Source organism: Clostridium sp. UBA1652 (assembly GCF_002320975.1).
Lineage (GTDB): Bacteria > Bacillota > Clostridia > Clostridiales > Clostridiaceae > Clostridium_T > Clostridium_T intestinale.
This window is the reverse complement of the sequence record NZ_DCLI01000056.1, coordinates 91,540-113,437: the sequence shown is the minus strand read 5'-3', so window position 1 is coordinate 113,437 and position 21,898 is coordinate 91,540. Positions and strand designations below refer to the sequence as shown.

At 29.6% G+C, this 21,898-nt stretch carries 27 protein-coding genes and 1 CRISPR repeat array; of the genes, 11 read left to right on the top strand and 16 right to left on the bottom strand.

The window, feature by feature from the left end; genetic code table 11:
* Positions 1 to 124: 124 nt before the first annotated feature.
* Positions 125 to 553, top strand: a complete 429-nt coding sequence (locus B3N22_RS11455) for a hypothetical protein (RefSeq protein WP_286907206.1) — start codon at positions 125 to 127, stop codon at positions 551 to 553.
* Positions 554 to 646: 93 nt separating this feature from the next.
* Positions 647 to 880, top strand: a complete 234-nt coding sequence (locus tag B3N22_RS11450) for a hypothetical protein (RefSeq protein ID WP_286907205.1) — start codon at positions 647 to 649, stop codon at positions 878 to 880.
* 157 nt (positions 881 to 1,037) lie between these two features.
* A CRISPR array of direct repeats spans positions 1,038 to 4,080; the repeat unit is 30 nt; unit sequence ATTTCAATACATCTCATGTTGAGGTTAATC.
* A 231-nt stretch (positions 4,081 to 4,311) separates the two neighbouring features.
* Here the strand turns inward: B3N22_RS11450 and B3N22_RS11445 are convergent.
* From B3N22_RS11445 to B3N22_RS11435, 3 genes are all read right to left on the bottom strand, one after another.
* The gene (locus B3N22_RS11445) at positions 4,312 to 4,836 is read right to left on the bottom strand and encodes a hypothetical protein (RefSeq protein WP_286907204.1); all 525 of its coding nucleotides are present in this window, start codon (positions 4,834 to 4,836) and stop codon (positions 4,312 to 4,314) included.
* A 143-nt stretch (positions 4,837 to 4,979) separates the two neighbouring features.
* The gene (locus B3N22_RS11440) at positions 4,980 to 5,870 is read right to left on the bottom strand and encodes a GNAT family N-acetyltransferase (RefSeq protein WP_286907203.1); all 891 of its coding nucleotides are present in this window, start codon (positions 5,868 to 5,870) and stop codon (positions 4,980 to 4,982) included.
* A gap of 64 nt (positions 5,871 to 5,934) precedes the next feature.
* A complete protein-coding gene (locus B3N22_RS11435; RefSeq protein WP_286907201.1) occupies positions 5,935 to 6,168 on the bottom strand; it encodes a hypothetical protein in 234 nt (77 codons plus the stop codon).
* A gap of 165 nt (positions 6,169 to 6,333) precedes the next feature.
* Here B3N22_RS11435 and B3N22_RS11430 point away from each other — a divergent pair, with 165 nt between their 5' ends.
* Positions 6,334 to 6,750 carry a PTS sugar transporter subunit IIB gene (locus B3N22_RS11430; protein WP_286907199.1) on the top strand — a complete coding sequence of 139 codons (417 nt, stop codon included), beginning with the start codon at positions 6,334 to 6,336 and terminating at the stop codon, positions 6,748 to 6,750.
* Positions 6,751 to 6,815: 65 nt separating this feature from the next.
* Here B3N22_RS11430 and B3N22_RS11425 read toward each other — a convergent pair whose 3' ends face one another.
* The 4 genes from B3N22_RS11425 to B3N22_RS11410 all read right to left on the bottom strand — a co-directional run bounded on the left by B3N22_RS11425 (position 6,816) and on the right by B3N22_RS11410 (position 9,637).
* A complete protein-coding gene (locus B3N22_RS11425) occupies positions 6,816 to 7,730 on the bottom strand; it encodes an AEC family transporter (protein ID WP_286907197.1) in 915 nt (304 codons plus the stop codon).
* A gap of 67 nt (positions 7,731 to 7,797) precedes the next feature.
* Positions 7,798 to 8,250, bottom strand: a complete 453-nt coding sequence (locus B3N22_RS11420) for a hypothetical protein (protein ID WP_286907195.1) — start codon at positions 8,248 to 8,250, stop codon at positions 7,798 to 7,800.
* A 1-nt stretch (position 8,251) separates the two neighbouring features.
* Positions 8,252 to 9,106, bottom strand: coding sequence for an AraC family transcriptional regulator (locus B3N22_RS11415; protein ID WP_286907193.1), 855 nt, complete (start codon positions 9,104 to 9,106; stop codon positions 8,252 to 8,254).
* A 129-nt stretch (positions 9,107 to 9,235) separates the two neighbouring features.
* Positions 9,236 to 9,637, bottom strand: a complete 402-nt coding sequence (locus B3N22_RS11410; protein WP_286907191.1) for a pyridoxamine 5'-phosphate oxidase family protein — start codon at positions 9,635 to 9,637, stop codon at positions 9,236 to 9,238.
* 129 nt (positions 9,638 to 9,766) lie between these two features.
* On the opposite strand from B3N22_RS11410, the gene B3N22_RS11405 reads away from it, so the two are divergent.
* Complete coding sequence (locus B3N22_RS11405; protein WP_286907189.1) at positions 9,767 to 10,159, top strand: winged helix-turn-helix transcriptional regulator; 393 nt, start codon at positions 9,767 to 9,769, stop codon at positions 10,157 to 10,159.
* Here B3N22_RS11405 and B3N22_RS11400 read toward each other — a convergent pair.
* Positions 10,156 to 10,914: a SagB/ThcOx family dehydrogenase gene (locus B3N22_RS11400; RefSeq protein WP_286907188.1), complete on the bottom strand. Its 759-nt coding sequence runs from the start codon at positions 10,912 to 10,914 to the stop codon at positions 10,156 to 10,158. The genes B3N22_RS11405 and B3N22_RS11400 overlap by 4 nt on opposite strands.
* Positions 10,915 to 11,114: 200 nt before the next feature.
* On the opposite strand from B3N22_RS11400, the gene B3N22_RS11395 reads away from it, so the two are divergent.
* Genes B3N22_RS11395 through B3N22_RS11380 form a run of 4 tightly spaced genes read left to right on the top strand, consistent with a single transcriptional unit; the run spans position 11,115 to position 13,712 of the window.
* On the top strand, positions 11,115 to 11,552 hold the full coding sequence (locus tag B3N22_RS11395; RefSeq protein WP_286907186.1) for a LytTR family DNA-binding domain-containing protein: 438 nt from the start codon (positions 11,115 to 11,117) through the stop codon (positions 11,550 to 11,552).
* Positions 11,553 to 11,565: 13 nt separating this feature from the next.
* Positions 11,566 to 12,012 carry a DUF3021 family protein gene (locus B3N22_RS11390; protein ID WP_286907184.1) on the top strand — a complete coding sequence of 149 codons (447 nt, stop codon included), beginning with the start codon at positions 11,566 to 11,568 and terminating at the stop codon, positions 12,010 to 12,012.
* Entirely contained in the window at positions 12,012 to 12,896 is an 885-nt protein-coding gene (locus B3N22_RS11385) for an ABC transporter ATP-binding protein (protein ID WP_286907182.1), read from the top strand. The genes B3N22_RS11390 and B3N22_RS11385 overlap by 1 nt, the downstream gene beginning before the upstream one ends.
* Positions 12,897 to 13,712: an ABC transporter permease subunit gene (locus B3N22_RS11380; RefSeq protein ID WP_286907180.1), complete on the top strand. Its 816-nt coding sequence runs from the start codon at positions 12,897 to 12,899 to the stop codon at positions 13,710 to 13,712.
* A 47-nt stretch (positions 13,713 to 13,759) separates the two neighbouring features.
* On the opposite strand, the gene B3N22_RS11375 is transcribed toward B3N22_RS11380, so the two are convergent.
* A complete protein-coding gene (locus tag B3N22_RS11375) occupies positions 13,760 to 14,779 on the bottom strand; it encodes a pirin family protein (protein ID WP_286907178.1) in 1,020 nt (339 codons plus the stop codon).
* A gap of 222 nt (positions 14,780 to 15,001) precedes the next feature.
* Here B3N22_RS11375 and B3N22_RS11370 point away from each other — a divergent pair, with 222 nt between their 5' ends.
* The gene (locus B3N22_RS11370) at positions 15,002 to 15,229 is read left to right on the top strand and encodes a hypothetical protein (protein ID WP_073016591.1); all 228 of its coding nucleotides are present in this window, start codon (positions 15,002 to 15,004) and stop codon (positions 15,227 to 15,229) included.
* A 26-nt stretch (positions 15,230 to 15,255) separates the two neighbouring features.
* Complete coding sequence (locus B3N22_RS11365) at positions 15,256 to 15,582, top strand: DUF2085 domain-containing protein (RefSeq protein WP_286907377.1); 327 nt, start codon at positions 15,256 to 15,258, stop codon at positions 15,580 to 15,582.
* An 87-nt stretch (positions 15,583 to 15,669) separates the two neighbouring features.
* On the opposite strand, the gene B3N22_RS11360 is transcribed toward B3N22_RS11365, so the two are convergent.
* Positions 15,670 to 16,017 (bottom strand): winged helix-turn-helix transcriptional regulator, encoded by a 348-nt coding sequence (locus B3N22_RS11360; RefSeq protein WP_286907176.1) that lies wholly within the window; start codon positions 16,015 to 16,017, stop codon positions 15,670 to 15,672.
* 138 nt (positions 16,018 to 16,155) lie between these two features.
* Here B3N22_RS11360 and B3N22_RS11355 point away from each other — a divergent pair, with 138 nt between their 5' ends.
* Positions 16,156 to 16,959 (top strand): amidohydrolase family protein, encoded by an 804-nt coding sequence (locus B3N22_RS11355; RefSeq protein ID WP_286907174.1) that lies wholly within the window; start codon positions 16,156 to 16,158, stop codon positions 16,957 to 16,959.
* 113 nt (positions 16,960 to 17,072) lie between these two features.
* Here B3N22_RS11355 and B3N22_RS11350 read toward each other — a convergent pair whose 3' ends face one another.
* The 6 genes from B3N22_RS11350 to B3N22_RS11325 form a co-directional block, all read right to left on the bottom strand.
* On the bottom strand, positions 17,073 to 17,480 hold the full coding sequence (locus B3N22_RS11350; RefSeq protein WP_286907172.1) for an arsenate reductase ArsC: 408 nt from the start codon (positions 17,478 to 17,480) through the stop codon (positions 17,073 to 17,075).
* A 17-nt stretch (positions 17,481 to 17,497) separates the two neighbouring features.
* Positions 17,498 to 18,550 carry an ACR3 family arsenite efflux transporter gene (gene arsB / locus B3N22_RS11345; RefSeq protein WP_414632231.1) on the bottom strand — a complete coding sequence of 351 codons (1,053 nt, stop codon included), beginning with the start codon at positions 18,548 to 18,550 and terminating at the stop codon, positions 17,498 to 17,500.
* 43 nt (positions 18,551 to 18,593) lie between these two features.
* A complete protein-coding gene (gene arsA, locus B3N22_RS11340; RefSeq protein WP_286907373.1) occupies positions 18,594 to 20,339 on the bottom strand; it encodes an arsenical pump-driving ATPase in 1,746 nt (581 codons plus the stop codon).
* 17 nt (positions 20,340 to 20,356) lie between these two features.
* Positions 20,357 to 20,743 (bottom strand): arsenite efflux transporter metallochaperone ArsD, encoded by a 387-nt coding sequence (gene arsD / locus B3N22_RS11335; protein WP_286907170.1) that lies wholly within the window; start codon positions 20,741 to 20,743, stop codon positions 20,357 to 20,359.
* A 25-nt stretch (positions 20,744 to 20,768) separates the two neighbouring features.
* Positions 20,769 to 21,092, bottom strand: coding sequence for an ArsR/SmtB family transcription factor (locus B3N22_RS11330; protein ID WP_286907168.1), 324 nt, complete (start codon positions 21,090 to 21,092; stop codon positions 20,769 to 20,771).
* Between the two features lie 298 nt (positions 21,093 to 21,390).
* Positions 21,391 to 21,891, bottom strand: coding sequence for a GNAT family N-acetyltransferase (locus tag B3N22_RS11325; protein WP_238903966.1), 501 nt, complete (start codon positions 21,889 to 21,891; stop codon positions 21,391 to 21,393).
* Between the last annotated feature and the right edge of the window lie 7 nt (positions 21,892 to 21,898).

The following is a 21,898-nucleotide window of genomic DNA, read 5'->3' as shown; positions in this document are numbered from 1 at the left end:
TAAGAAGTTAAATGCTTAAGCATTTAAAAAGTTAAACATTTAAACATTTAAAAAGTTAAAAAGCTGATTAGAAGTGTTCAAATTTTCTTTTTATTGAATATTATTTTATTAAGAGGTGATGAATATGGTTAAAAAGGAAAGTCTATCAGAAAAAGAAATAGTGGATATTACAAAAGAAGAAAATGAAGAAACTATTGAGTATATTGGTCTTAAAGAAGATGAAGAGATTGATGGTGAAGTTATTAAAGTTCTTATAAGTTCATCATATGAAAATAAAGTTTCTAATACTGTTGATGATAAAAGTTTAATAAATAAATCAGAAGAAAAAAAAGCCTTAATAAAAAGAAAGGGGAAACGTAAAACTCCCGAAGTTGATGGAGAAGGGTATGATGTTAGGAGAACTTATCAATTAAGAAAATCTACAGTAGGAATGTTAAACAAACTTATTGGAATGAATCAAAATATAGATATACACATGAATACTATAGTTGATAATGCTATAAGAGAAGCTTATTTTCGAGCTTTACTGAGAGAAAAGAATAACCCTTTATAAAAAGATTAGATAGACTAAATTATAATTGAAATTTAGTCTATCTACCTAATAAATTATTATTAGCATGATGTAATTTAAAAAGGTGGCTTTTTTATGGAAAGAATAAATTTAAATAAAACTTTGAGACTTGCAATAATACTAATAGGAAATTTTATATTAGAATTATTTTTACTTTATACATTTTTTTGGCGTATGTTAATATATTCTGATATTCCCCCATCTCCATCGAGATCAGATATAGTTGAACTGGGTAATTTAATATTGATCTGTATAGTATTATTTAATTTTAATCTGCTATTTATGATATTTACAAAAAATAGAGAATAGAAAAAAGAAATACAAGTACTACAAGTATACCTGTATCTCTACCTATATATTTAGAGTAAATATTAAAAGACCTAAGTAATTTAAATTTCATTATCCTTTATTATATAAAAGATTTATTGATTTATATAAAAGGGATATTTATCAATAAAGGTTTTCTATTTCAATACATCTAATGTTAAGGTTAATTTTATAGGCAAGATTCTTATAATAATTATAATAAGACATTTCAATACAGCCAATGTTAAGGTTAATATCTCTTACCTGTGGTTTAGGCTTTACTAATCCTCTATTTCAATACATCTCATGTTGAGGTTAATCCAAAGTGCTCATAGAACTCACTATTTGCTATGTTTATTTCAATACATCTCATGTTGAGGTTAATCTGCTGCTTTTTAGCTTCACGTATGAGCTTTTCTGCTATTTCAATACATCTCATGTTGAGGTTAATCAGCACACTTGCAGCTAATCCCGTACCTTGGACACCAATTTCAATACATCTCATGTTGAGGTTAATCTTCTCTATTGCTATTTTTAGTTATTTTGTTTATTCATTTCAATACATCTCATGTTGAGGTTAATCGATACTTCAATTCAACAACTTAGGGGTGTTTGTGAATTTCAATACATCTCATGTTGAGGTTAATCTTGGACAAAGAACTCCCATGTTTGTTTCTTAGCATATTTCAATACATCTCATGTTGAGGTTAATCTTACCAAAGCCAAATAATGTTATATTCTGTTTATATATTTCAATACATCTCATGTTGAGGTTAATCACTTTAAATGGTGGAAAAGTATTTATAGATAAAGCATTTCAATACATCTCATGTTGAGGTTAATCACCAACTATTACAGCAATAACTTGACCTAATCTATGATTTCAATACATCTCATGTTGAGGTTAATCAGAAATAGTCTCAGTTTTGAGGCTTTTTCTTGTTTAATTTCAATACATCTCATGTTGAGGTTAATCAAAGAGTGAAGATTTAAAAGAATTGGTTGATACTATATTTCAATACATCTCATGTTGAGGTTAATCCTTGTCCTTTGGAGCTTAAGGAAAAGATTCTTTAATTTCAATACATCTCATGTTGAGGTTAATCTTATTAGAGTATGTTTATATTTCAATCGTAGTGTTAATTTCAATACATCTCATGTTGAGGTTAATCTCTAATATTTATATAAGTGGACAAGTAAGGCGTATATTTCAATACATCTCATGTTGAGGTTAATCGCTAAAAGTTTAACTGACTTAGGATTCCTCAAATATATTTCAATACATCTCATGTTGAGGTTAATCCGAAAGGCATACTAGATTGCCAATAATAATTTAAAATTTCAATACATCTCATGTTGAGGTTAATCGAAAATGGGGATTTAATAAAAGATGTTTTGCTCTAATTTCAATACATCTCATGTTGAGGTTAATCAAGAAATCAACAATGGTTAGCTGATAAGTTAAACAATTTCAATACATCTCATGTTGAGGTTAATCGGCTATAGACAAGCATGATATGATTGATTGCCTAATATTTCAATACATCTCATGTTGAGGTTAATCCTTCAAAAAACTTATTAACGTCACAATCTAAACCATATTTCAATACATCTCATGTTGAGGTTAATCGGAAAAGGGAGAAAAAATAATTAAAGAAATTGAAAAATTTCAATACATCTCATGTTGAGGTTAATCGAGTGAAGAAAAAGCTAATGAAATAATCGATTTCGATTTCAATACATCTCATGTTGAGGTTAATCTAATGCTGTTAAAATACTAATAAACAATAATATAACATTTCAATACATCTCATGTTGAGGTTAATCAGGCTAATAAAAAATCCAAGCGATAAATTAGCCTTATTTCAATACATCTCATGTTGAGGTTAATCAGCATGTCCCACGGTACATTAAATCTAAGTACACTGATTTCAATACATCTCATGTTGAGGTTAATCGTATATCGTCGTCCCTTTTGCGCTTGCTGGAGTTCGATTTCAATACATCTCATGTTGAGGTTAATCATATTAATAGCAAAAGCTTATATTAAGAGTAGGAAGATTTCAATACATCTCATGTTGAGGTTAATCCTTAATCTACTTATCGCTTCCTTTGAACTTCCACCAATTTCAATACATCTCATGTTGAGGTTAATCCAGACGGTGTAAGTTATACTAAATATGCATCACCATTTCAATACATCTCATGTTGAGGTTAATCAAGCGACAACAACCAACTAAGAGAGACGATTAAGAAATTTCAATACATCTCATGTTGAGGTTAATCTGCTTGTACCTCTTCGGTTAACTCGAAGCTCTCCAATTTCAATACATCTCATGTTGAGGTTAATCGAAGCGCCTAACGCGTCTACAGTTACAACAACCATATTTCAATACATCTCATGTTGAGGTTAATCCCTACAAACGGATCTAATGTTTAGGGTTGTGGTTGATTTCAATACATCTCATGTTGAGGTTAATCCCACGGAGAAAACGCGTCTCATACGCCCGCAATCGAATTTCAATACATCTCATGTTGAGGTTAATCATGCCAGTAGTAAGCAGAATACCAAAAAGAATATGATTTCAATACATCTCATGTTGAGGTTAATCTTACATCTAAGTTAAAATTGTTTTTAGCTAAAAATCATTTCAATACATCTCATGTTGAGGTTAATCTTGCCCTTCTTCGGGACTCTTTTCTAATCCCCACAAATTTCAATACATCTCATGTTGAGGTTAATCGTGTAAAAATCAAGAAAAGACATCTATTACTTTTAAATTTCAATACATCTCATGTTGAGGTTAATCGAATACAAAAATAGAATTACTATAGGAATAAAGAAATTTCAATACATCTCATGTTGAGGTTAATCCTCCTTGTCCAACAATAAGGATATTTAACCCTTGTATTTCAATACATCTCATGTTGAGGTTAATCCCTTTATGTAAATTACAAGGTTATATGATAATATTGATTTCAATACATCTCATGTTGAGGTTAATCAATTCAGTCTTTGCTTTTGTAGATACATACATAGAATTTCAATACATCTCATGTTGAGGTTAATCTAAATAGTTTTAAAAAGCAAAGTATCAGTATAAACAATTTCAATACATCTCATGTTGAGGTTAATCAAATATTATTATCAGAACAAGAAGTAATTGACTTATATTTCAATACATCTCATGTTGAGGTTAATCTACTGTAAAATAGCCATTTTCAAAAATACATTCTTCGGCTAAAGTATGTATTTAGGGGCATTTCTTAAGTTTCATCCCAAGTTAAACCATATAAAACTTATTATACATAAAAAAGTCCTATAAATGAAGTCCTTTCAATGATTTATTAGTCTAAATCTCTCTTTATAGTTTGGGATAAAACTTTGTTTTGCCTATTTTTATACCAAAACTATTATAATCTAACTGATATATTTACTTTACTTCTTTTACACAGCAAGTGTCTTTATTTTTGCCAATTATAAGCGTATTTTCAGTGGTTTCGATTGGTGAAAAAGAAGTTTGCCAATAAAATTTTATTTTAGCCTCATACATATCTTCATTTATTTTCTTATAAGATATTAATTCATATTTATTAAGCCATGGGCTTGAACCCCCAATTATCCAATAGCCTTCTTCTGGCTCACCTAATTTTTCAATTAATTCCTTTTTTAATTCCTTACAAGCAACTGCATAATGGTAAACCCCATTTCTTGTACTTTCGCCCTTTGCCCAGATATCAATAACTTGCTCTGGAGATGTTGCTCCTAATTCATCTAACGCTTGCTTAAAAAAATAAATTTGACCTTTGCTTTGCTGGTGAGTTATAGCAGTATAATCTCTATTCCTCTTTTCACTTAGATTAGCCATTATGCTTTTACTATCTGTACCCTCTGTCTTTATGACATTTAAAGTTAAAAAGATAAGAATAATCATAATGAATCTTAATACTTTTTTCATAAAACCACCTCTATAACACTTTTATTTAATTTTTAGTTTTTGTAAAATAAGTTGTTTTATAAGTGGTAATACTCTACCTACTACAGACATAATAAATACAAGGATTTAAACCTAAGTTCAAATCCTTGTAAAAGATATTTTTATCAAGCATGAGATAACACTGGGAACATAATCTTATTTGATGAAAATAAGTTTTCTTTTCCTTTCAATATAAATAAGGTTGTATCTTCCTCATGAAGTTTATTTATCTTAAAATCTTTAACTTCTTTTGGGGTAAATCCTAAGATTGCTGTTTTAGTGTTTTCCTCAGATACAATAGATAAAATCTCATCTAGAGAACAGTTGCCTTTACAGAAAATATCGTAACATATTAAATTTTCATCATCATATTCAGCTACCACAATAGCTTCATGCTCTTTTATATAATAAATCTTTTCTTTCATAAATTGAGAGCAATAGAACATAAGTAGTCCCTCATTTTCCTCCATAGGTAATGCGGAAAAAGGATTTGAATTTTTATATAGATTTAACAGAAGCTGTTTGTCGACCTCTATATCCATATTAAGTTTTCTAACTAGTCCACTTTTCTTATTAATGTTTTTGGAATATTGATATTCTTCAGCTTTTTCAAAACCAAACTTAGGATAATAATCTAATACTCCATCATTAGCAAATAAGTATATAGCATGGCATTTATCTCTCCACTCTTCTAATACTTTTTTAATTAAGAAGCTGCTTAAACCTTTATTTCTAAATTCTTTATCAGTCATAACAGTTCCTAATTGTATATATATTCTTTTTCCCTCATTCAATCTTGTTTTGATTATATTTACTGAAACATTGGCTACTACTTTATCATCTTTTAAAAGACAATACGGTATATAGTCCTCTCCCCAGTAACCATTTTTATGCCAAGCCTCAAAATTAAGTTTAAAGGTGTTTTGTGCTAATAGATTGAAGCTAGTTCTAATTATATCATTTTCCCTTATATTATTAATAAACTTATATAAATCTCCATTAATCTTGTAATTCATTTTTTTGACCTTCACTTTCGTCGAAAAACCCCATATATTAACTATGGGGTTTTAAAACTTCTAATTATTTATGAATATTTTGAGAGAATTGTTTCATTATATTTTTAACTTCCTCTACTTTTTCAGGTTTCAGTAAAGAAATCATTTTAGGGATAAATACTACTACTTCTTCTTGGGTGAAAGTTCCTTCTTCTTGTTTCTTAAAGCTATCACTTAGAAGTGCCTTTGCATTCTCTACCTTATCTTCCTGTACTCTTTCTAAAATAAACTCATAAAACTTTTCTTGTCTTGGATTCATGACCTTACCTCCATTTGAATATACTCAAATAATTTTATCATGAAAAAATTCTATAATAAACAAATATTTTAAATAATTAAGTTGTCCATATAATTATTGAGTTATTTCGTTTACATTGGTATTATTTACTTATATACTATTTTTACTAAAAATGGAGGGTTTAAAATGTTAAAAATTCTTTTGTGCTGTGGTGGTGGCTTCTCTTCAAGTGCTTTGGTAAACAGGCTTAAAAAAGAGATAATAGAAAATAATATGGATAATGAATATAGTATTGAATATTCCCCATTTTTATTGGCTAAGGATAAGACCGCTGAGTTCGATGTTATAGTATGTTGTCCTCATTTAATAATGAGCGTTAACAATCTTATAAAGGACTATAATCCAGATATCCCCATATATATTATGCCGCCTAGAATGTATGGACTTATTAAGGCTAAAGAAGTGATACAAGATGCTAAGGATGTTGTGGATATTTACAACAAAACTAAGATTAATCCTGTGCATTTTCCAGGAGAAGATAAACCTTTAAAAATAACAAGATCTATTTCCTATAGAAATGCTAATCCTAGTTATACTGGATAGTGTTTTTTAAACTATAAAGATAAGCCTCATAGATTATTNNAATAATCTATGAGGCTTATCTACTTTCAAGCTAATATGAGACACCAAATAGGTATTGATATCAAGGTCATAATTGTTGAAAATACTACTAATTTTGTAGCAAATATATAATCTCCATCATATTTAGCTGCCATAATTGCTGTAGTACTTCCAGCGGGCATTCCAGATAAAAGTACTGATACTCCCGTAATTATAGGATCAACTCCTGCTAGTCTACATCCTAGATAAACAAGTCCTGGTATTACTATAATACGTATAACTGTAAAATATAAAATATCCTTATTTATCATTGTCTTTAAATCTTTAACTTCTGCTATCATAGAGCCTATTAAAAGCATTGTTAAAGGTGTGGTGCATCTTCCTATGGAGACTATAGTATTATGAACAAAAGCTGGTGGTCTTAGGCCAGTAATCATAAGGGCTATCCCTATATACACTGCTATCATACAAGGATGAAAAACTACCTTTTTAAATGCAGCTTTTTTGTCAGTTTCATCAGTAAACTGTGCTAATCCAGCAGACCACATTACAATTCTTGTAGGAATACAAAAGATTGATGAATACATTAAACCAGTTGCTCCAAAGGTACTTTCTGCAATGGGATTTCCTAAAAACGCAGAGTTGGATACTAATGTACCATATTTTAAGACCTTTCTCTGTCTTATTTCAAATCTACCAAATGCGAATCTACAGATTAAATAGCATAAAACTTGAGCTATTATGCCAATCACCATTATAGTTCCAAAAATCTTAAGTATACCCATATTAAAATCAATATTAAAAGAAGTAATAATACTACATGGTAAAATCAAGTTTAAAACAAGTTCTGTTAAAACCCCTTTTGAATTTTCCGTTAGAACTCCTTTTTTCCTTAATATTATTCCTATAATAACCATTAGAAACATAGTTCCTTGAGTTGTCCACATAACGCTGAAATCCATTTAGCTACTCCCTTTCCTATTAAGTCTAATCTGCTTCAATTAATGGTTATTATATCATATTTTTCAGTTAAAATTTTGATTTTTCATAATTATATGGGATACTTGAGCCGACAACTACGTCTTCTATTTTCTCAATTATAAGCCAATCGTCCATATTACCTTGGTGGTCAAATTCTAGTGGTTCTATTTCCTTTACGCCACTAAATTCAACTAAACACATACATTTTTTGTGCCAGCGGTCTTTCTGCTTTTTAGATAAGTTTAGCTTAGGTTGATTTTTATCTAAAGTCTCATTTATTTCATCTTCTGAAAGTTTAACGTAATTTTGAACAGATTTAACCATAGCTTCAGCAGTTATTTTCCCTGTCCCTTTTTTCATAAGGTAAAGCTTCTCTCCCTCAAAAACTCTACTATGAGGTATTTTTCTGCCTGCAGCTGCTCTTATTATCATGGTTTTGGAACCCTCTAAGATTTTCTCAAGTACCTTTTCCTTATCATCACAATATACTAAATGTACCATGCTAAACCACCTTCTTTTCTACAGGAATCCAAACTTCATACTTAGCATTATTAGGATCTGGAGAAATATATACCTCTATATCTGGTGCATCTGCATATTCATATCCTGAGGTTGGTAGCCATTCTGTTACAATTCTTTTCTCTAATTCCTGAATAGACTTATTAGTTCCTTCTCCAGAAAAAATAGCCCAAGTTGAAGCAGGAACAACATATTCCTCAAATGAGTTATCAATTTCCTTTTCACTTGTAACTGCTATAAAGTATTTCCAATCTTCTTTTTCATTACAGCAACTTACTCCTAATAGTCCCATTGGAGCCCCGTCCATCATAGCTGCAAGTTTTGGTATAGTTCCATCTATTGATAGTTTTCCCCACATCTTAGGTACAGTTTCAAAATTCTTTTCTATTTCTTTTTCTAAAGGTTCTGAAACTCCTATTATTCTAAAAGCTTCTCTTTTCTCAATCCTATAATCCATACTTGTATCTCCTTTTATTGTTATCATAAAGCTAACAGGTGGAAAAGCTTTTAATAAAACCCCTTCAGATTTAGCTTGAGATGGGGCTATTCCATGAACGTTTTTAAATGCCCTGTTAAAGGCTGTAGGAGAATCATATCCATATTTAACTGCTACATCTATAACCTTTTCATCACCATTTTGTAAATCTACAGCAGCTAAAGACATTCTTCTACGTCTTATATATTCTGATAGTGGTATGTTGGCCATATAAGCAAACATCCTTTGAAAATGATATGTAGAGCAACATGCTATTTTGGAAACTTCCTCATAATCAATCCTATCTCTCATATGCTCTTCCATATAATTAATGGCACTATTTAATCGTTCAATCCATTCCATACTGTTACCTCCTAACAATAAAATACAATATATTCCTTTTAATTACCTCTCTTTTTGTGCACAATAAAGAGAGGTTTATTTAATTATACATTATATTCCATAAAACTTCCATGTAACAATATCTATATGCTAAAACTCTATCTTTCTAGGTTCTTTTCCTGAAAAATCTGAAATCAAAGCACTTCCATGCTCAAGATAAAATACCTTAAAAATAGGATTATCTGCTGATTTATAGCCCTTCTTTACAGGCTCATGTACATTTATAACTTTTTCTTTTATATTTATATCTTCACAAAACTTAATTTCTCCACTTATTCTTAAAACTACCATATCTCTTGTTGTAACTGAATACTCAATATATGGGTGATTTTTTAATTGTCTATAAACATCTTTTAAGCTATTTGTACAAAAATACAACTTACCCTCATCTTCAAGCATAAAACCAAAAGTTCTAACCCTAGGTTTTCCATCATCTACAGTTCCAAGATATCCATTTACATTTTCCTTCAAAATTCCTAATACTTCTTCCATTTTTCTACCTCGTTGATTTTAATATTTTTTATAAGTATAATGTTAAGGTGCTTTAAAAAATATTACAAGTACGCACATCGATATTACATAGTCATGTCAAACTGACTATTGAGAAAGGAAGTTATTTATATGGATGATTATTCACACGTTTGCCCTGTTACTGTAACCCAAAATATCCTTATGGGTAAATGGAAACTTTCAATTTTATGGGTTCTTCATAATAAGATTAGAAGATTTGGTGAACTACAAAAACTTTTGCCTCAAATTTCACGTGGTGTTCTTACTCAACAATTAAGAGAGCTTGAGCATGATGGTCTTATAAATAGAAAAGTTTATGGTGAAGTACCTCCAAGGGTTGAGTATTCTTTAACTGAAATAGGAATAAGTTTCATTCCAGTAATGTCTCAAATCATGGAATGGGGTGTTGGATATATAAATAAAACTTCTAGCTGTAATGTAGATGTCTGCATTAAAAATGATTTTCCTTGCAATAAATGCCATGAGATGCTAAAGGATGATTAAATCTTTTTTCCAACAGCAGCAAGATATATTACAAACTCTTCGTCTCCATCTAATTCTAAAAGTTGATCCATCATTTTTTGATCATATATACCTATAGCGCATGCTCCTGCATTAATAGATTCACTAGCTAAATAAAGATTTTGGCATACATGTCCAATATCTATTAGAATTTTTTTATGCGCTGTAATGTCAAACTTCCATTCAGAACGATATGGGATAGTGCTCCACGCAAAGAGAGCAGCAGCTTTTTTAGCGAAGTTAGGAACAAAGGGCTGCTCTAATGTTATTTCATCAACCTTCTCTTCTATATTATTTAACTCAAACATAAATAAAAGTTTATGCTGATCTGGAAGATATCTATATACTCCATTTTGTATTCCTTTAACTCTCATTATAAATAAATATGTTTCAAATGAATGTGTTGCCCCACTTGCAGGTACTGTTCTTAAAGTAATTCCTGATTTATTAGTATCAGTAATTCCTTGAGTTGCCCATAATAAATAGGATAATTCCTCAAGAGTTATTGATTCATTACTATAAAATCTTGTGCTTCTTCTTTCTTTTATACATTTATAGATATTTTCGTTTTTAATAGTATTTTCACTTACCTTTGGTAGATCAATTATGTTAGAAAATGAAGTATAAGGTTTTACAATAGGTGGCTGAGATATTCCTTTCATTTTATCAGTTTTTATCTTCTTAAATTTACTAAAATTAGACTTTAAAAAATTTCTTTGCTCTTCATATCTTCCCATGAAAATTCCTCCATTATTATCTTTACTTTATATAATATCTCATTTAACAAAAATTTCAGTAACATACGTTACTATAATCAACTCATTATTCAAATTTCTAATACTTTTACGTATCTTAGTAGCAAAAAAGTGCAACTTAGTTTTATGAGTATTTACTAATGAGTTATTAAATTATATAGTAAATTTATAGGAGGTGCAAAATGAAAATACTTATTGAAGAGTCTCCTGATAATGAAGATACGGAGTTAATAATTAAGTGCAAGTCAGTAAATGATGAGGTTAAAAGAATAATAGAATTAATAAAACTTTCTGATGAAAAAATCATAGGTTTTTTAAATGGAGAATCCTATGTTGTTGATCCTATTAAAATACTTTATTTTGAAAGTGTAGATAAAAAAACTTTTATGTATACAGAAGATAAGGTTTATGAAATCTCCTTAAGGTTATATGAACTTGAGAAGAAAATGAGTAAATATGATTTTTTTAGATCTAGTAAATCAACCATATTAAATATTTCTAGAATAAAAAAACTATCTCATAAATTTAATGGTAAACTTGAAGCTACTTTAGATAATGATGAGAAATTATTAATTTCAAGGCAATATGTATCAGTTATTAAAGAAATATTAGGCTTCTAAAGGAGGGTTTTATATGGAGAAACAATTTAAACTGATAGTACAATTTAAGTTTGCATGGGGGTTAATATTTACTGCAACTACTTTACTTTATTCTATTGTAAGCTTAATTTTAGGAGAAAAAACTATTGAAATAAGCCTACTATGGAAGTTTGTAGCTATGACCTTATTATTAACCTTGATACATTTTTTAGTTTATGGAGAATATATCTTTAAATCTCTATCTTCACAAAAGAAAGTAATAATTCATTTTACTCTTTGTTATATGGTATTATTTATTTTTTCTTATCTTTTTAATTGGATTCAAGCTATGAACATACAATCATTTGGAATATTTACAATCAGTTATTCATTATTGTATTTAAGCATCTCATCTTCTTTATTTTTTTATTACAAAATTACAGGTGAAAGACTTAACAACAGACTTAAGGAATATAAAGAACGTAAAGGGAGGATAGATTAATGAAAATAATAGATATTAAAAATCTAACTAAAAGCTACGGTAAAAACAGAGGAATAGAAGATATAAACCTAACTGTTAATGAAAAAGAAATATTTGGTTTTATAGGTCCAAATGGAGCTGGCAAATCTACCACTATCAAAGTTCTTCTAAACTTTATTTTTCCAACACACGGAGAAGCTAAGATTTTTGATCTTGATTGTGTAAAAGATTCTGTGAAAATAAAAGAAAATATAGGATATGTACCTAGTGAGGTTAGATATTATGGAAATATGAAGGTTAAGGATATTATTTCCTATGGTGAATCTTTTCATAATAATATCGATAAGGAATATGTACAACAAATGTGCAAGGACTTTAGTATAGAACTTGATAAAAATATATCTGAACTATCTTTAGGAAATAAAAAGAAAGTTGCAATTATACAAGCTATTTTAAATAAACCAAAACTTTTAATTCTTGATGAACCAACTAATGGACTTGATCCATTAATTCAACAAAAACTATTTGAAACTCTCACCAAATTAAAAAATGAAGGATCAACAATATTTTTCTCAAGCCATAATTTAAGCGAAGTTGAAGAGTTTTGTGATAAAGTGGCCATTATAAAAGAAGGAAAGATTATAGATATTAAAGATATTAGGGAGTATTCTAGGAAAAAGATAAAGAAAATAACTATTAAAACTAGCGAAGTCATTGAAGAAGAGTTAATATCTTTAGGAATAGAAAACCTAGAAAAAAATAACGAAGTTTTAAACTTTTATTATTCTGGTGCTATAAACCCTCTTTTAAGCCTTTTAAGTAAATATAAAATTGAAGATTTAACTATTGAGGAAAAGAATTTATCTGAAACCTTTATGAGCTATTATTATAAGGAGGACAAATAAATGAATGTTTTTAAAGTTGAAGTAAAAAGAGGATTTAAATCCCTGATTATATGGAGCATAGTTTGTATTCTAATGATTATTTTATTTATGTCAATGTTCCCTTCTATGAAAGATAGCGGTATGAAAGAATTAGTAAATACAAAAATGGATGCTCTTCCTGAGGTTATTTTAGATGCCTTTAATTTAAAAGATGCTCCTGATTTCTCTAAATTAAATGAATACTTTGCTTACGTTTTTCAATATATTGCAATGGCAGGAGCTATATATGCAGGTATTTTAGGAGCTAAATCACTGATTGAGGAAGAAAGTGAAGGTACTATAGAATTTTTATATGCTAAACCTATTAGTAGAACTAAGATAGTGACCTCAAAAATTCTATCATCTATAGCTTTATTTTATATATTTATTATACTTATAGCAATTGGTTCAATAATAATTGCTTTAGTAGTTAAGCCTGCTGACTTAGAGGTTATTAATGTAGTAATGGATATGAAAAAACTTTATTTAGGACTTTTTTTAGTAGGAATGGTGTTTATGTCCATAGGATTTAGTATTTCAGTCTTAATACCTCATCTAAGATTAGCTACACCAATATCTATTGGTACATTTTTTATAACTTATCTTTTAGGAATTTTCTCTCAAATGATTGATTCCTTAGAGTTTTTAAAATACTTTTCACCTTCTAACTATGCTGTACCCTCTGAAATTCTAAAGAATGGATTTGATACTACTAACATACTACTTGGATTAATAATAAGTATTATATGTATTACCCTTACCTATATAATTTATAGAAAAAAAGACTTTAGAATTTAAAATATAAGCTCATAATAGAATTTAGTTTTTCTATTATGAGCTTTATCTTATTTATCTTTATACTCAACTGAACCATCTGGATATTTTGCAAATCTTCCCTGCTCTCTTGGATGTACAAAGTCATCTCTTCCCCAAGGCCAGCCTCCAAAACCAGTAGTTCTATAATCTGAAAAAGCCTCTACAATGTCTTCTTGAGAATTCATAACAAATGGTCCATAACTTACTACAGGTTCTCCAATAGGTTCCCCTTCTAAAAGTAGCAAATAGCTTTCTTTATCTCCATTTTTTATTTCTATTACCTCATCTCCAGCAAGCTCTACTCCGCTTTTTACTTTTATAGTTGTTCCATCAATTGTTATGCTATCTCCAGAATAGAAATAAACTGCTCTATTCAATGTAGACGAAACCTCTTCTAAAACAAAAACTGCTTCTGGTTCCATTTTAATAACTGCTATTCTAACATTATTTTTTTCATCACCAGCCCAAGAATTAGGAGATGGATCTAAGCTTCTAGTATCTTTATAAGAACCTGCTACAAGCTTAACAGTGCTTATTTTTCCATTAGTATCTTTACTCTCTATAACAGGAACATCTTCCCTCCATAACATCTTGTAATGAGGATCAACAAACTTATCTCTTTTAGGTAAGTTTAACCATATCTGAAACAATTCCAATGGATTATCCTTATCTCTATTAACTAAAGGGAACATCTCAGTATGGTTACAGCCTTTACCAGCTGTTAACCACTGTACATCTCCTGCTCCATATCGTCCTGTAGCTCCAGCAGAATCAGCATGATCTACTATTCCTTCCTTTACTATTGTTACTGTCTCAAAACCTCTATGCGGATGTTGTGGAAATCCTGGAATCACATCACCATGATACATGCTCCATCCATCTTTCCCTTGAAAATCACTTCCAATATCTCTTCCAGCTAAAGAAGCATCTGGTCCCATCTCATCATTTCCCTTTGGAAAAGCGTCATTATGATATGCACAAAATAAAAATGGATCTTTAGTTTGCCATTGTGTACCTAATTTATTTATTTTAATAATTTTATTTTTCATAATTACCTCCTTAATATTAACTTATTTTATAATTAAAGTTTGTGAGAATTCAAAAGATTTTATATAATATACTTTTTCATGTTACTTACTTTTAGTAACAATATAATTAAACCATATTTCTTCGATTTAGTCAATAATTATTATTAATTATAAAACTTGAACCTAATATTAATATTAGTGTAAAATAAAGGTATAAATAAAAAAGTTTAGGGAGGAAAATAAATGGATGAAATAAATTCAAAAGAAAATATAACCTGCCCTTCATGTGGAAGTTCATTTGTTAAAATAATTATAGAAAAGAAAAATGAAGACTTTGATATCCCAAGTGGTGTTATAGGATATATTTGTATGGGACCTATAGGTTTATTATGTGGGTTGTGTTGTGCTGATGGCGAAAAAGATAAAACAACATGTATATGCAATAATTGCGGAACGAGGTTTAATGGGTAGTGAAAGATAAAATCTGGCTCTTTTTTATGAAGTTTTTCTCTAATACTTGTCATCAAAAGGCAGATAGAAGTTTTTTTATTAATAAATATCAATTCCCTTTATGCGCAAGATGTACAGGTTTACTTTTAGGTTACATCTTAGGAATTCTTTTCTTATTCTTTTTCTCGCCCCTTCCAACTTTAATATGCTTATCATTTCTAGCAATCATGTTTATTGATTGGTTCCTTCAACATAAAAAGATTAAAGAATCCACTAATTATAGAAGACTTATAACAGGTTTTTTATGTGGCTTAGGAATAATAAGTATCCTATCAAACACCTACCTATTACTAAAGAATATTTTTTTACATTAATGAAAGACCTCTGCTCTTTTTCGAGATTTGATTTACAAAAGCTTTCAATGTTATTTTAAGAATAAATAGAATGATTTAACTTAATTTTTACTCCTTTTCTTCAATATTTACTTTATATAAATATTGTGTACCCCAATCACATAAGGATTTAAAAACAGGTTCTAGTGTTTTTCCTATTTCAGTAAAAGAATACTCAACCTTTGGCGGAATTTCTGGATATACAATCCTTTTGATAATATATTGTTCTTCAAGTTCTCTCAATTGCTCTGTTAGAGTTTTAGTTGTGATGTTTCCTAATGCACGTTGCAATTCATTAAAACGCATTATTTTTTTGTTGTATATATTCCACAAAATCTGCAATTTCCATTTTCCACTTAATACATTAATTCCTAATGACATAGGACAGGTGATATCTGATGTAATTGATTTAGCCATATTTACAACTCCTTTCTAAATAAGGTACGTATCAAAAAAGGTACTTTATATTAAATTTGTGCGTACTTGTTCTTGTTATAAAACCATGTTACCTTTTTATTATAGCAATGATAATAATGAATAGAAAGGAAGATTTATATGATTATTGATAGCCATGAGCATTTAATGTTGCCTACTGAAATACAAATAGAAAAATTAGAAAATGCAGATATCGACAAAGCAATTTTATTTTGTACAGCTCCACACCCAGAGAAAGCTTCTACGTTCGAAGGGTTAAAAGAAGAAATGGGAGCTTTATATAAGATATTAGAAGGGTCAAATAGCAAAGAAGATAACTTGAAACGAATGGAAAATAATATTAAGGAGTTGACAGAAGTTATTAAAAAATATCCAGAAAAATTCTATGGGTTTGGCTCTGTTCCCCTTGAATTATCTTTAGAAGAAACGAGTGATTGGATTAATACCCATATTGTTTCTAACGGTTTAAAAGGAGTAGGTGAATTTACCCCTGGTTCAGATGAGCAGATTAGGCAATTAGAAACTGTTTTTCAAGCACTAGAAAATTTTCCTGAATTACCTATATGGATTCATACATTCAATCCTGTTTCTCTAAATGGAATTAAACTTCTTATGGAAATTACAAAAAAGTACCCCAATATTTCTGTTATCTTTGGTCATATGGGGGGATATCATTGGATGGACGTAATCGAGTTTGCCAGAACTGTCGATAACGTTTATTTAGATTTGTCAGCTACATTTTCACCCCTTGCTGTCCGCATGGCGATACAGGAACTTCCTGATAAGTGCCTATTTAGTTCAGATGCTCCTTACGGAGAACCTTTGTTAAGTAAACAACTTGTAGAATTCGTAAGTCTATCAGCTGAGATAAAGGACAAAATTCTTGGTGAGAATATTTTGAAGCTAATAAATGAATATAATTAAATAAACTTAATATTGTAGAATTAAAAGAGTAGAGCATGAAATCATACCCTACCCTTTTTTGAGATTTTATTTAAAACATTAGTGTCTATTTTACAGAATATAGTTCATTTTTCCTAAACTTCATTATTTAGTATTCTATTTTTTAAATCATCTACTTTTTCTTTAATAGTCTCTGCTGTTTTTATAAACTCTTCATCGGCTTTTCCTGTTGGATCATCTAATCCCCAATCTTCTGTATGTCTAGCTGGTAAGAAGGGACAAACTACATTACATCCCATTTTTACTACAATATCAACTTCTGGAATATCTGTTAGTAGTTTAGACTTATGTGATTCATTCATATCCACACCATGTAAGTTTTTTATAATTCTAACTGCATCTTGATTAATTTGATCTTTAAGTTCGGTACCGGCTGAATATGCCTCAAAAACATCAGAAGCGTATAATTTACTAATAGCTTCTGCCATTTGTGATCTACAAGAATTGTGAACGCATATAAATGCAACCTTTGGTTTAGTCATAATGATTACCTCTTTCGTTATTTATTTTCAAATGATTTTCTAGTACTGTTAGCAATTTTAACTAATGTTATCATTATAGGTACCTCTGTTAATACCCCAACTACTGTAGCTAAAGCTGCTCCAGATTTTAATCCAAATAAGGATATCGCAACTGCAACTGCTAGCTCAAAGAAATTACTTGCTCCAATCATTCCAGCTGGAGCTGCTATACTGTGAGGAAGTTTCCAAAGCTTTGCCCAACCATAAGCTATTCCAAATATTAAAAAAGTTTGAATTGTTAATGGAACGGCTATTAATAGAATGTGTAGTGGATTATTTAAAATGATATCCCCTTGGAAGGAAAATATTATAACTAGTGTTAATAACAAACCTATAATTGTAATATTATTAAACTTTTTTATAAATACATTATTAAAATAATCAAGACCATTTTTCTTTATAACAGATGTTCTTGTTATATATCCTGCTGCTAAAGGAATAACCACAAATAGTACCGTCGATAATAGTAAAGTTCCATATGGCACTGATACATCACTTACACCTAATAAAAATGCTACTATCGGTGCAAAAGCTACCAAGATTATTAAGTCATTAACTGCTACTTGAACTAAGGTATAGGCAGAATCACCTTTAGTAAGATAACTCCAAACAAACACCATTGCAGTACAAGGAGCTGCACCTAATAAAACTGCTCCTGCTATATATTCTGTTGCTAAGTCAGCTGGTATAAATGCTTTAAAAACAACTTTTAAGAAAAATGCTGCTATGAAATACATAGTAAATGGTTTTATCAGCCAATTAGTTACGCAAGTTACTATTAGTCCTTTTGGTTTTTTAGTGGCATTTACTATGCTTGAAAAGTCAATCTTTAACATCATTGGATATATCATAATCCATATGAGTATGGCAGTTGGAATTGACACGTTATAATATTCAAATTTGTTAAGTGTATTTGGAATTACAGGTAAAAACTGACCTATTAATATTCCTACAACTATACATAATGCAACCCAGATAGTAAGATATCTTTCAAAGACACCTAACCCCTTACTTTCGTTTTCTTTCTTCATACTAATCCTCCTAAAACTATTGCTACGATTATTACTTAATATGTTACTTCAATAAGCTTAAAAGCATATCCCCTTTTATTTCTTGTGGTTTCCACTCAACTATAGCAAAATTTCCATTAGCTATTTCATTAACTTTATTAATCCAAGGAATCTCATTATTAGCTTTTGCCTTTAAAATCTCATTAGTAGTATTTGTTGCATATAAGCTTGAATTTATAATCCACCACTTGCTATTTATTCCAGCACGTTTTAAATCATCTTCCAGTCTTTTTGCTTCATAAACAGGGGTTGTTTCAGCCAAAGTTACTATGACTACTTCTGTTTCAGTTTCATTTCTTAATCTAGGTAAAAGTTTTTTTACTGATTCAGGAATATCTCCCTGAGATCTTTCTATCTCTCTATGATAGCTCTGTGTAGAATCTAATAATAAAAGAGTATGACCCGTTGGTGCTGTATCTATAACAACTATTTCATTTTCAGATTTCTCAACTATCTCTGCAAAAGCTCTAAATACTGCTATCTCTTGAGTACATGGAGATCTTAAATCTTCTTCTACATATTCTAAGTCTTCTTCACTCATGGTTTCTCTAGCTTTTTTTAAAACTTCTTGTGTATATTTTTCTAATTCCTTTTTCTCATCTATATTACTTAAGGTAATTCCATACCCCTCATCTAAAACAAATTTAAGATGGTGAGCTGGATCTGTAGTAGTTAAGTGTACTTTTTTACCTTTATTAGCTAAACCTAAGGCTATAGATGCAGCCATTGTTGTTTTTCCTACTCCACCTTTTCCCATAGTAAATATAACTTTCTTGTTCGATTTATATAAATCTTCTATTACTTCACTTAACTTAGGTATTTCATTAACATCTAATTTTTCATGATTATACTTTATATTATCTTCTTTTAGAAAGGCTCTTAAATTCTCAATACCTGTTATATTGTATGGTCTTAAAGGAATCTCAAAAGTTTCTAAATTGTTTAAATGTTTTGGTATATTACTTAAAGCTATTTTTTGTTTATTAAATATATTATTTGATAATTCATCATCAGGATTTTTAAGAACTCCGTTTATAACGAGGATTTGATTATTTACACCAATATCTTGAAGTTCTTTTGATGCTCTTTCAGCTTCTTTAAGTGGTGAATTCTCTGGTCTAGATACTAAAATAAGAGTAGTTAAATCTCCATTTGATAGAGTTTTAACTGCATTTTTATAAATCTCTTTTCTATCTTCAAGACCTGCTAGCTGACCTAAACAGGATGCACCATGTTTGCTTTCACTTATAAAGTTACTCCAAGCTGATGGAAGTTGTAACATTCTAAGAGTATGACCTGTAGGCGCTGTATCAAATATTACATGATCAAACTCATTTTTCACCTTATCATCTGTTATAAAGTTTGAAAATTCATTAAAACCTGCTATTTCAACTGTACAGGAACCTGATAATTGTTCTTCCATATTTTTAATAACTACATCAGGAAGCTTTCCTCTATATGGTCCTACAACACTTTCTTTATATTCTTTTGCAGCTTCTTCTGGGTCAAAATTTGCAACAACAAGGTTTGGAACTTCATCTATTTCTACCCCTTTATTGTTTAAAGTAGTATTAAATACATCCTGTAAATTTGACGCAGGGTCTGTGCTTACTAGCATGATTTTTTTCCCTTGATCAGCCAGTGTCATAGCAGTAGCGCATGCTGTTGAAGTTTTTCCAACTCCACCTTTACCTGTAAAAAACAAATATTTAGTTAGTCTAATGTCATTTAAATTAAATTTATTCAAAATGAAAATCCCCCTCTATTTTAGCAGCAACCATCCTTACAACCACAACTTTTAGGTTTAAGCTTCATCTCTGCTTTTTTAATAGAAACTTTAAGATAATCCTCTGGCACCTCTAAATATTTACAAAACTCTTCATTTGAAAGATAACCTTTTGTTTTAACAACTTCACCATCTACTAATGTCACAGGAAGAGTATCTACCCCATCACTATTTAAAATATCATTAATAACTTTATTATCTACAAAAGCTTGTGGTTTACTAGATAAATTATGTCTTTCAACAACCACACCATTATTTTTTAAGTTATTTAATACAGTTGACACTCTTAATAACTCTGGATCAACTCCTGGTCCACATACTCCAGTTGAACAACACATAGCAGGATCAAAAATAATCATTTTTTTCATAATTAACAACTCCTTAAATTTATTTTTAACACTTTTTATTATCTTCTACAGATTTACATATACAGTCTTCAGTTTCTGTGACTATATTCATTAAATATAAAACAAGCTTATTTGCGCTTGTATTATCTAAAGTGTAGTAATTCCATAAACCTTCTTTTCTAGATTTAACAAGCTTACAATCTATTAATACTTTCATATGATGAGATAAGGTTGGCTGAGTAAATTCAAAACTCTCCAATATATCGCAGGCACATTTTTCTCCACATGAAAGAATATCTATAATTTTTAATCTGTTTGGATCTGATAATGCTTTAAATATTTTTGCATTAACTTCGTAATCTAAATTCATAAAACCACTCCTTATATAGATGAATGTCTATGTATTAAATATAGATGATTATCTATGTTTAGTCAACTATTATTGAATATTTCGAGATTTATAATAGCATTACATTTACACTCATCTATATATTTATATTATATTCAACTTTGATCATCTTGATACTATTGGATTTAGTGTTTCTCAAATTCTAGACTTAATAATAAAAAACTTGAGATGTAAGTTTAATAAATTATAAAATTAAAGAGCATATATAAACAAAAAATATATGCTCTCTAATAACAATAATTTAGTTTAGAAACTTTAATCATATCATACCAGTAATATTACTTCTTTTTTCAAGTAATACAACATCGTGCCATGTTCCATTAGGCATTTTAGATATTCTTTCTCTTATACCTATTTCTCTAAACCCGCATTTTTTATGTGCTTCTATACTTCCATAATTTTCTTTTATAATTGAACAACACAATGTCCAAATTCCATTTTCTTCGCTTTGTTCAATTAATTTTTTAAGAAGACTTGTTCCTATCCCATTTCCTCTATAATTCTCTCCAATATATACGCTTACTTCAACTACTCCCTCATAACAACATCTACTAGAAGTTGGAGATATAGCCACCCATCCTAATACCCCATCACTAGAGCGTGCTACTAACCTACCTATTTTAAGATGTCCTTTATCCCACGCTTCCCAAGTAGGAACTTCATTTTGAAATGTTGCTATCCCTGTATTAATTCCCTCTAAGTAAATGTCTTTTACTTGATCCCAATCTTCTGACCTCATCTTTTCAACTTTGTAGTCCATATCTCTT

Coding starts and splice junctions, on each gene's coding strand:
- B3N22_RS11455 (WP_286907206.1), top strand. CDS start 125: ATGGTTAAAAAGGAAAGTCTATCAGAAAAAGAAATAGTGGATATTACA.
- B3N22_RS11450 (WP_286907205.1), top strand. CDS start 647: ATGGAAAGAATAAATTTAAATAAAACTTTGAGACTTGCAATAATACTA.
- B3N22_RS11445 (WP_286907204.1), bottom strand. CDS start 4,836: ATGAAAAAAGTATTAAGATTCATTATGATTATTCTTATCTTTTTAACT.
- B3N22_RS11440 (WP_286907203.1), bottom strand. CDS start 5,870: ATGAATTACAAGATTAATGGAGATTTATATAAGTTTATTAATAATATA.
- B3N22_RS11435 (WP_286907201.1), bottom strand. CDS start 6,168: ATGAATCCAAGACAAGAAAAGTTTTATGAGTTTATTTTAGAAAGAGTA.
- B3N22_RS11430 (WP_286907199.1), top strand. CDS start 6,334: ATGTTAAAAATTCTTTTGTGCTGTGGTGGTGGCTTCTCTTCAAGTGCT.
- B3N22_RS11425 (WP_286907197.1), bottom strand. CDS start 7,730: ATGGATTTCAGCGTTATGTGGACAACTCAAGGAACTATGTTTCTAATG.
- B3N22_RS11420 (WP_286907195.1), bottom strand. CDS start 8,250: ATGGTACATTTAGTATATTGTGATGATAAGGAAAAGGTACTTGAGAAA.
- B3N22_RS11415 (WP_286907193.1), bottom strand. CDS start 9,106: ATGGAATGGATTGAACGATTAAATAGTGCCATTAATTATATGGAAGAG.
- B3N22_RS11410 (WP_286907191.1), bottom strand. CDS start 9,637: ATGGAAGAAGTATTAGGAATTTTGAAGGAAAATGTAAATGGATATCTT.
- B3N22_RS11405 (WP_286907189.1), top strand. CDS start 9,767: ATGGATGATTATTCACACGTTTGCCCTGTTACTGTAACCCAAAATATC.
- B3N22_RS11400 (WP_286907188.1), bottom strand. CDS start 10,914: ATGGGAAGATATGAAGAGCAAAGAAATTTTTTAAAGTCTAATTTTAGT.
- B3N22_RS11395 (WP_286907186.1), top strand. CDS start 11,115: ATGAAAATACTTATTGAAGAGTCTCCTGATAATGAAGATACGGAGTTA.
- B3N22_RS11390 (WP_286907184.1), top strand. CDS start 11,566: ATGGAGAAACAATTTAAACTGATAGTACAATTTAAGTTTGCATGGGGG.
- B3N22_RS11385 (WP_286907182.1), top strand. CDS start 12,012: ATGAAAATAATAGATATTAAAAATCTAACTAAAAGCTACGGTAAAAAC.
- B3N22_RS11380 (WP_286907180.1), top strand. CDS start 12,897: ATGAATGTTTTTAAAGTTGAAGTAAAAAGAGGATTTAAATCCCTGATT.
- B3N22_RS11375 (WP_286907178.1), bottom strand. CDS start 14,779: ATGAAAAATAAAATTATTAAAATAAATAAATTAGGTACACAATGGCAA.
- B3N22_RS11370 (WP_073016591.1), top strand. CDS start 15,002: ATGGATGAAATAAATTCAAAAGAAAATATAACCTGCCCTTCATGTGGA.
- B3N22_RS11365 (WP_286907377.1), top strand. CDS start 15,256: ATGAAGTTTTTCTCTAATACTTGTCATCAAAAGGCAGATAGAAGTTTT.
- B3N22_RS11360 (WP_286907176.1), bottom strand. CDS start 16,017: ATGGCTAAATCAATTACATCAGATATCACCTGTCCTATGTCATTAGGA.
- B3N22_RS11355 (WP_286907174.1), top strand. CDS start 16,156: ATGATTATTGATAGCCATGAGCATTTAATGTTGCCTACTGAAATACAA.
- B3N22_RS11350 (WP_286907172.1), bottom strand. CDS start 17,480: ATGACTAAACCAAAGGTTGCATTTATATGCGTTCACAATTCTTGTAGA.
- arsB (WP_414632231.1), bottom strand. CDS start 18,550: ATGAAGAAAGAAAACGAAAGTAAGGGGTTAGGTGTCTTTGAAAGATAT.
- arsD (WP_286907170.1), bottom strand. CDS start 20,743: ATGAAAAAAATGATTATTTTTGATCCTGCTATGTGTTGTTCAACTGGA.
- B3N22_RS11330 (WP_286907168.1), bottom strand. CDS start 21,092: ATGAATTTAGATTACGAAGTTAATGCAAAAATATTTAAAGCATTATCA.
- B3N22_RS11325 (WP_238903966.1), bottom strand. CDS start 21,891: ATGGACTACAAAGTTGAAAAGATGAGGTCAGAAGATTGGGATCAAGTA.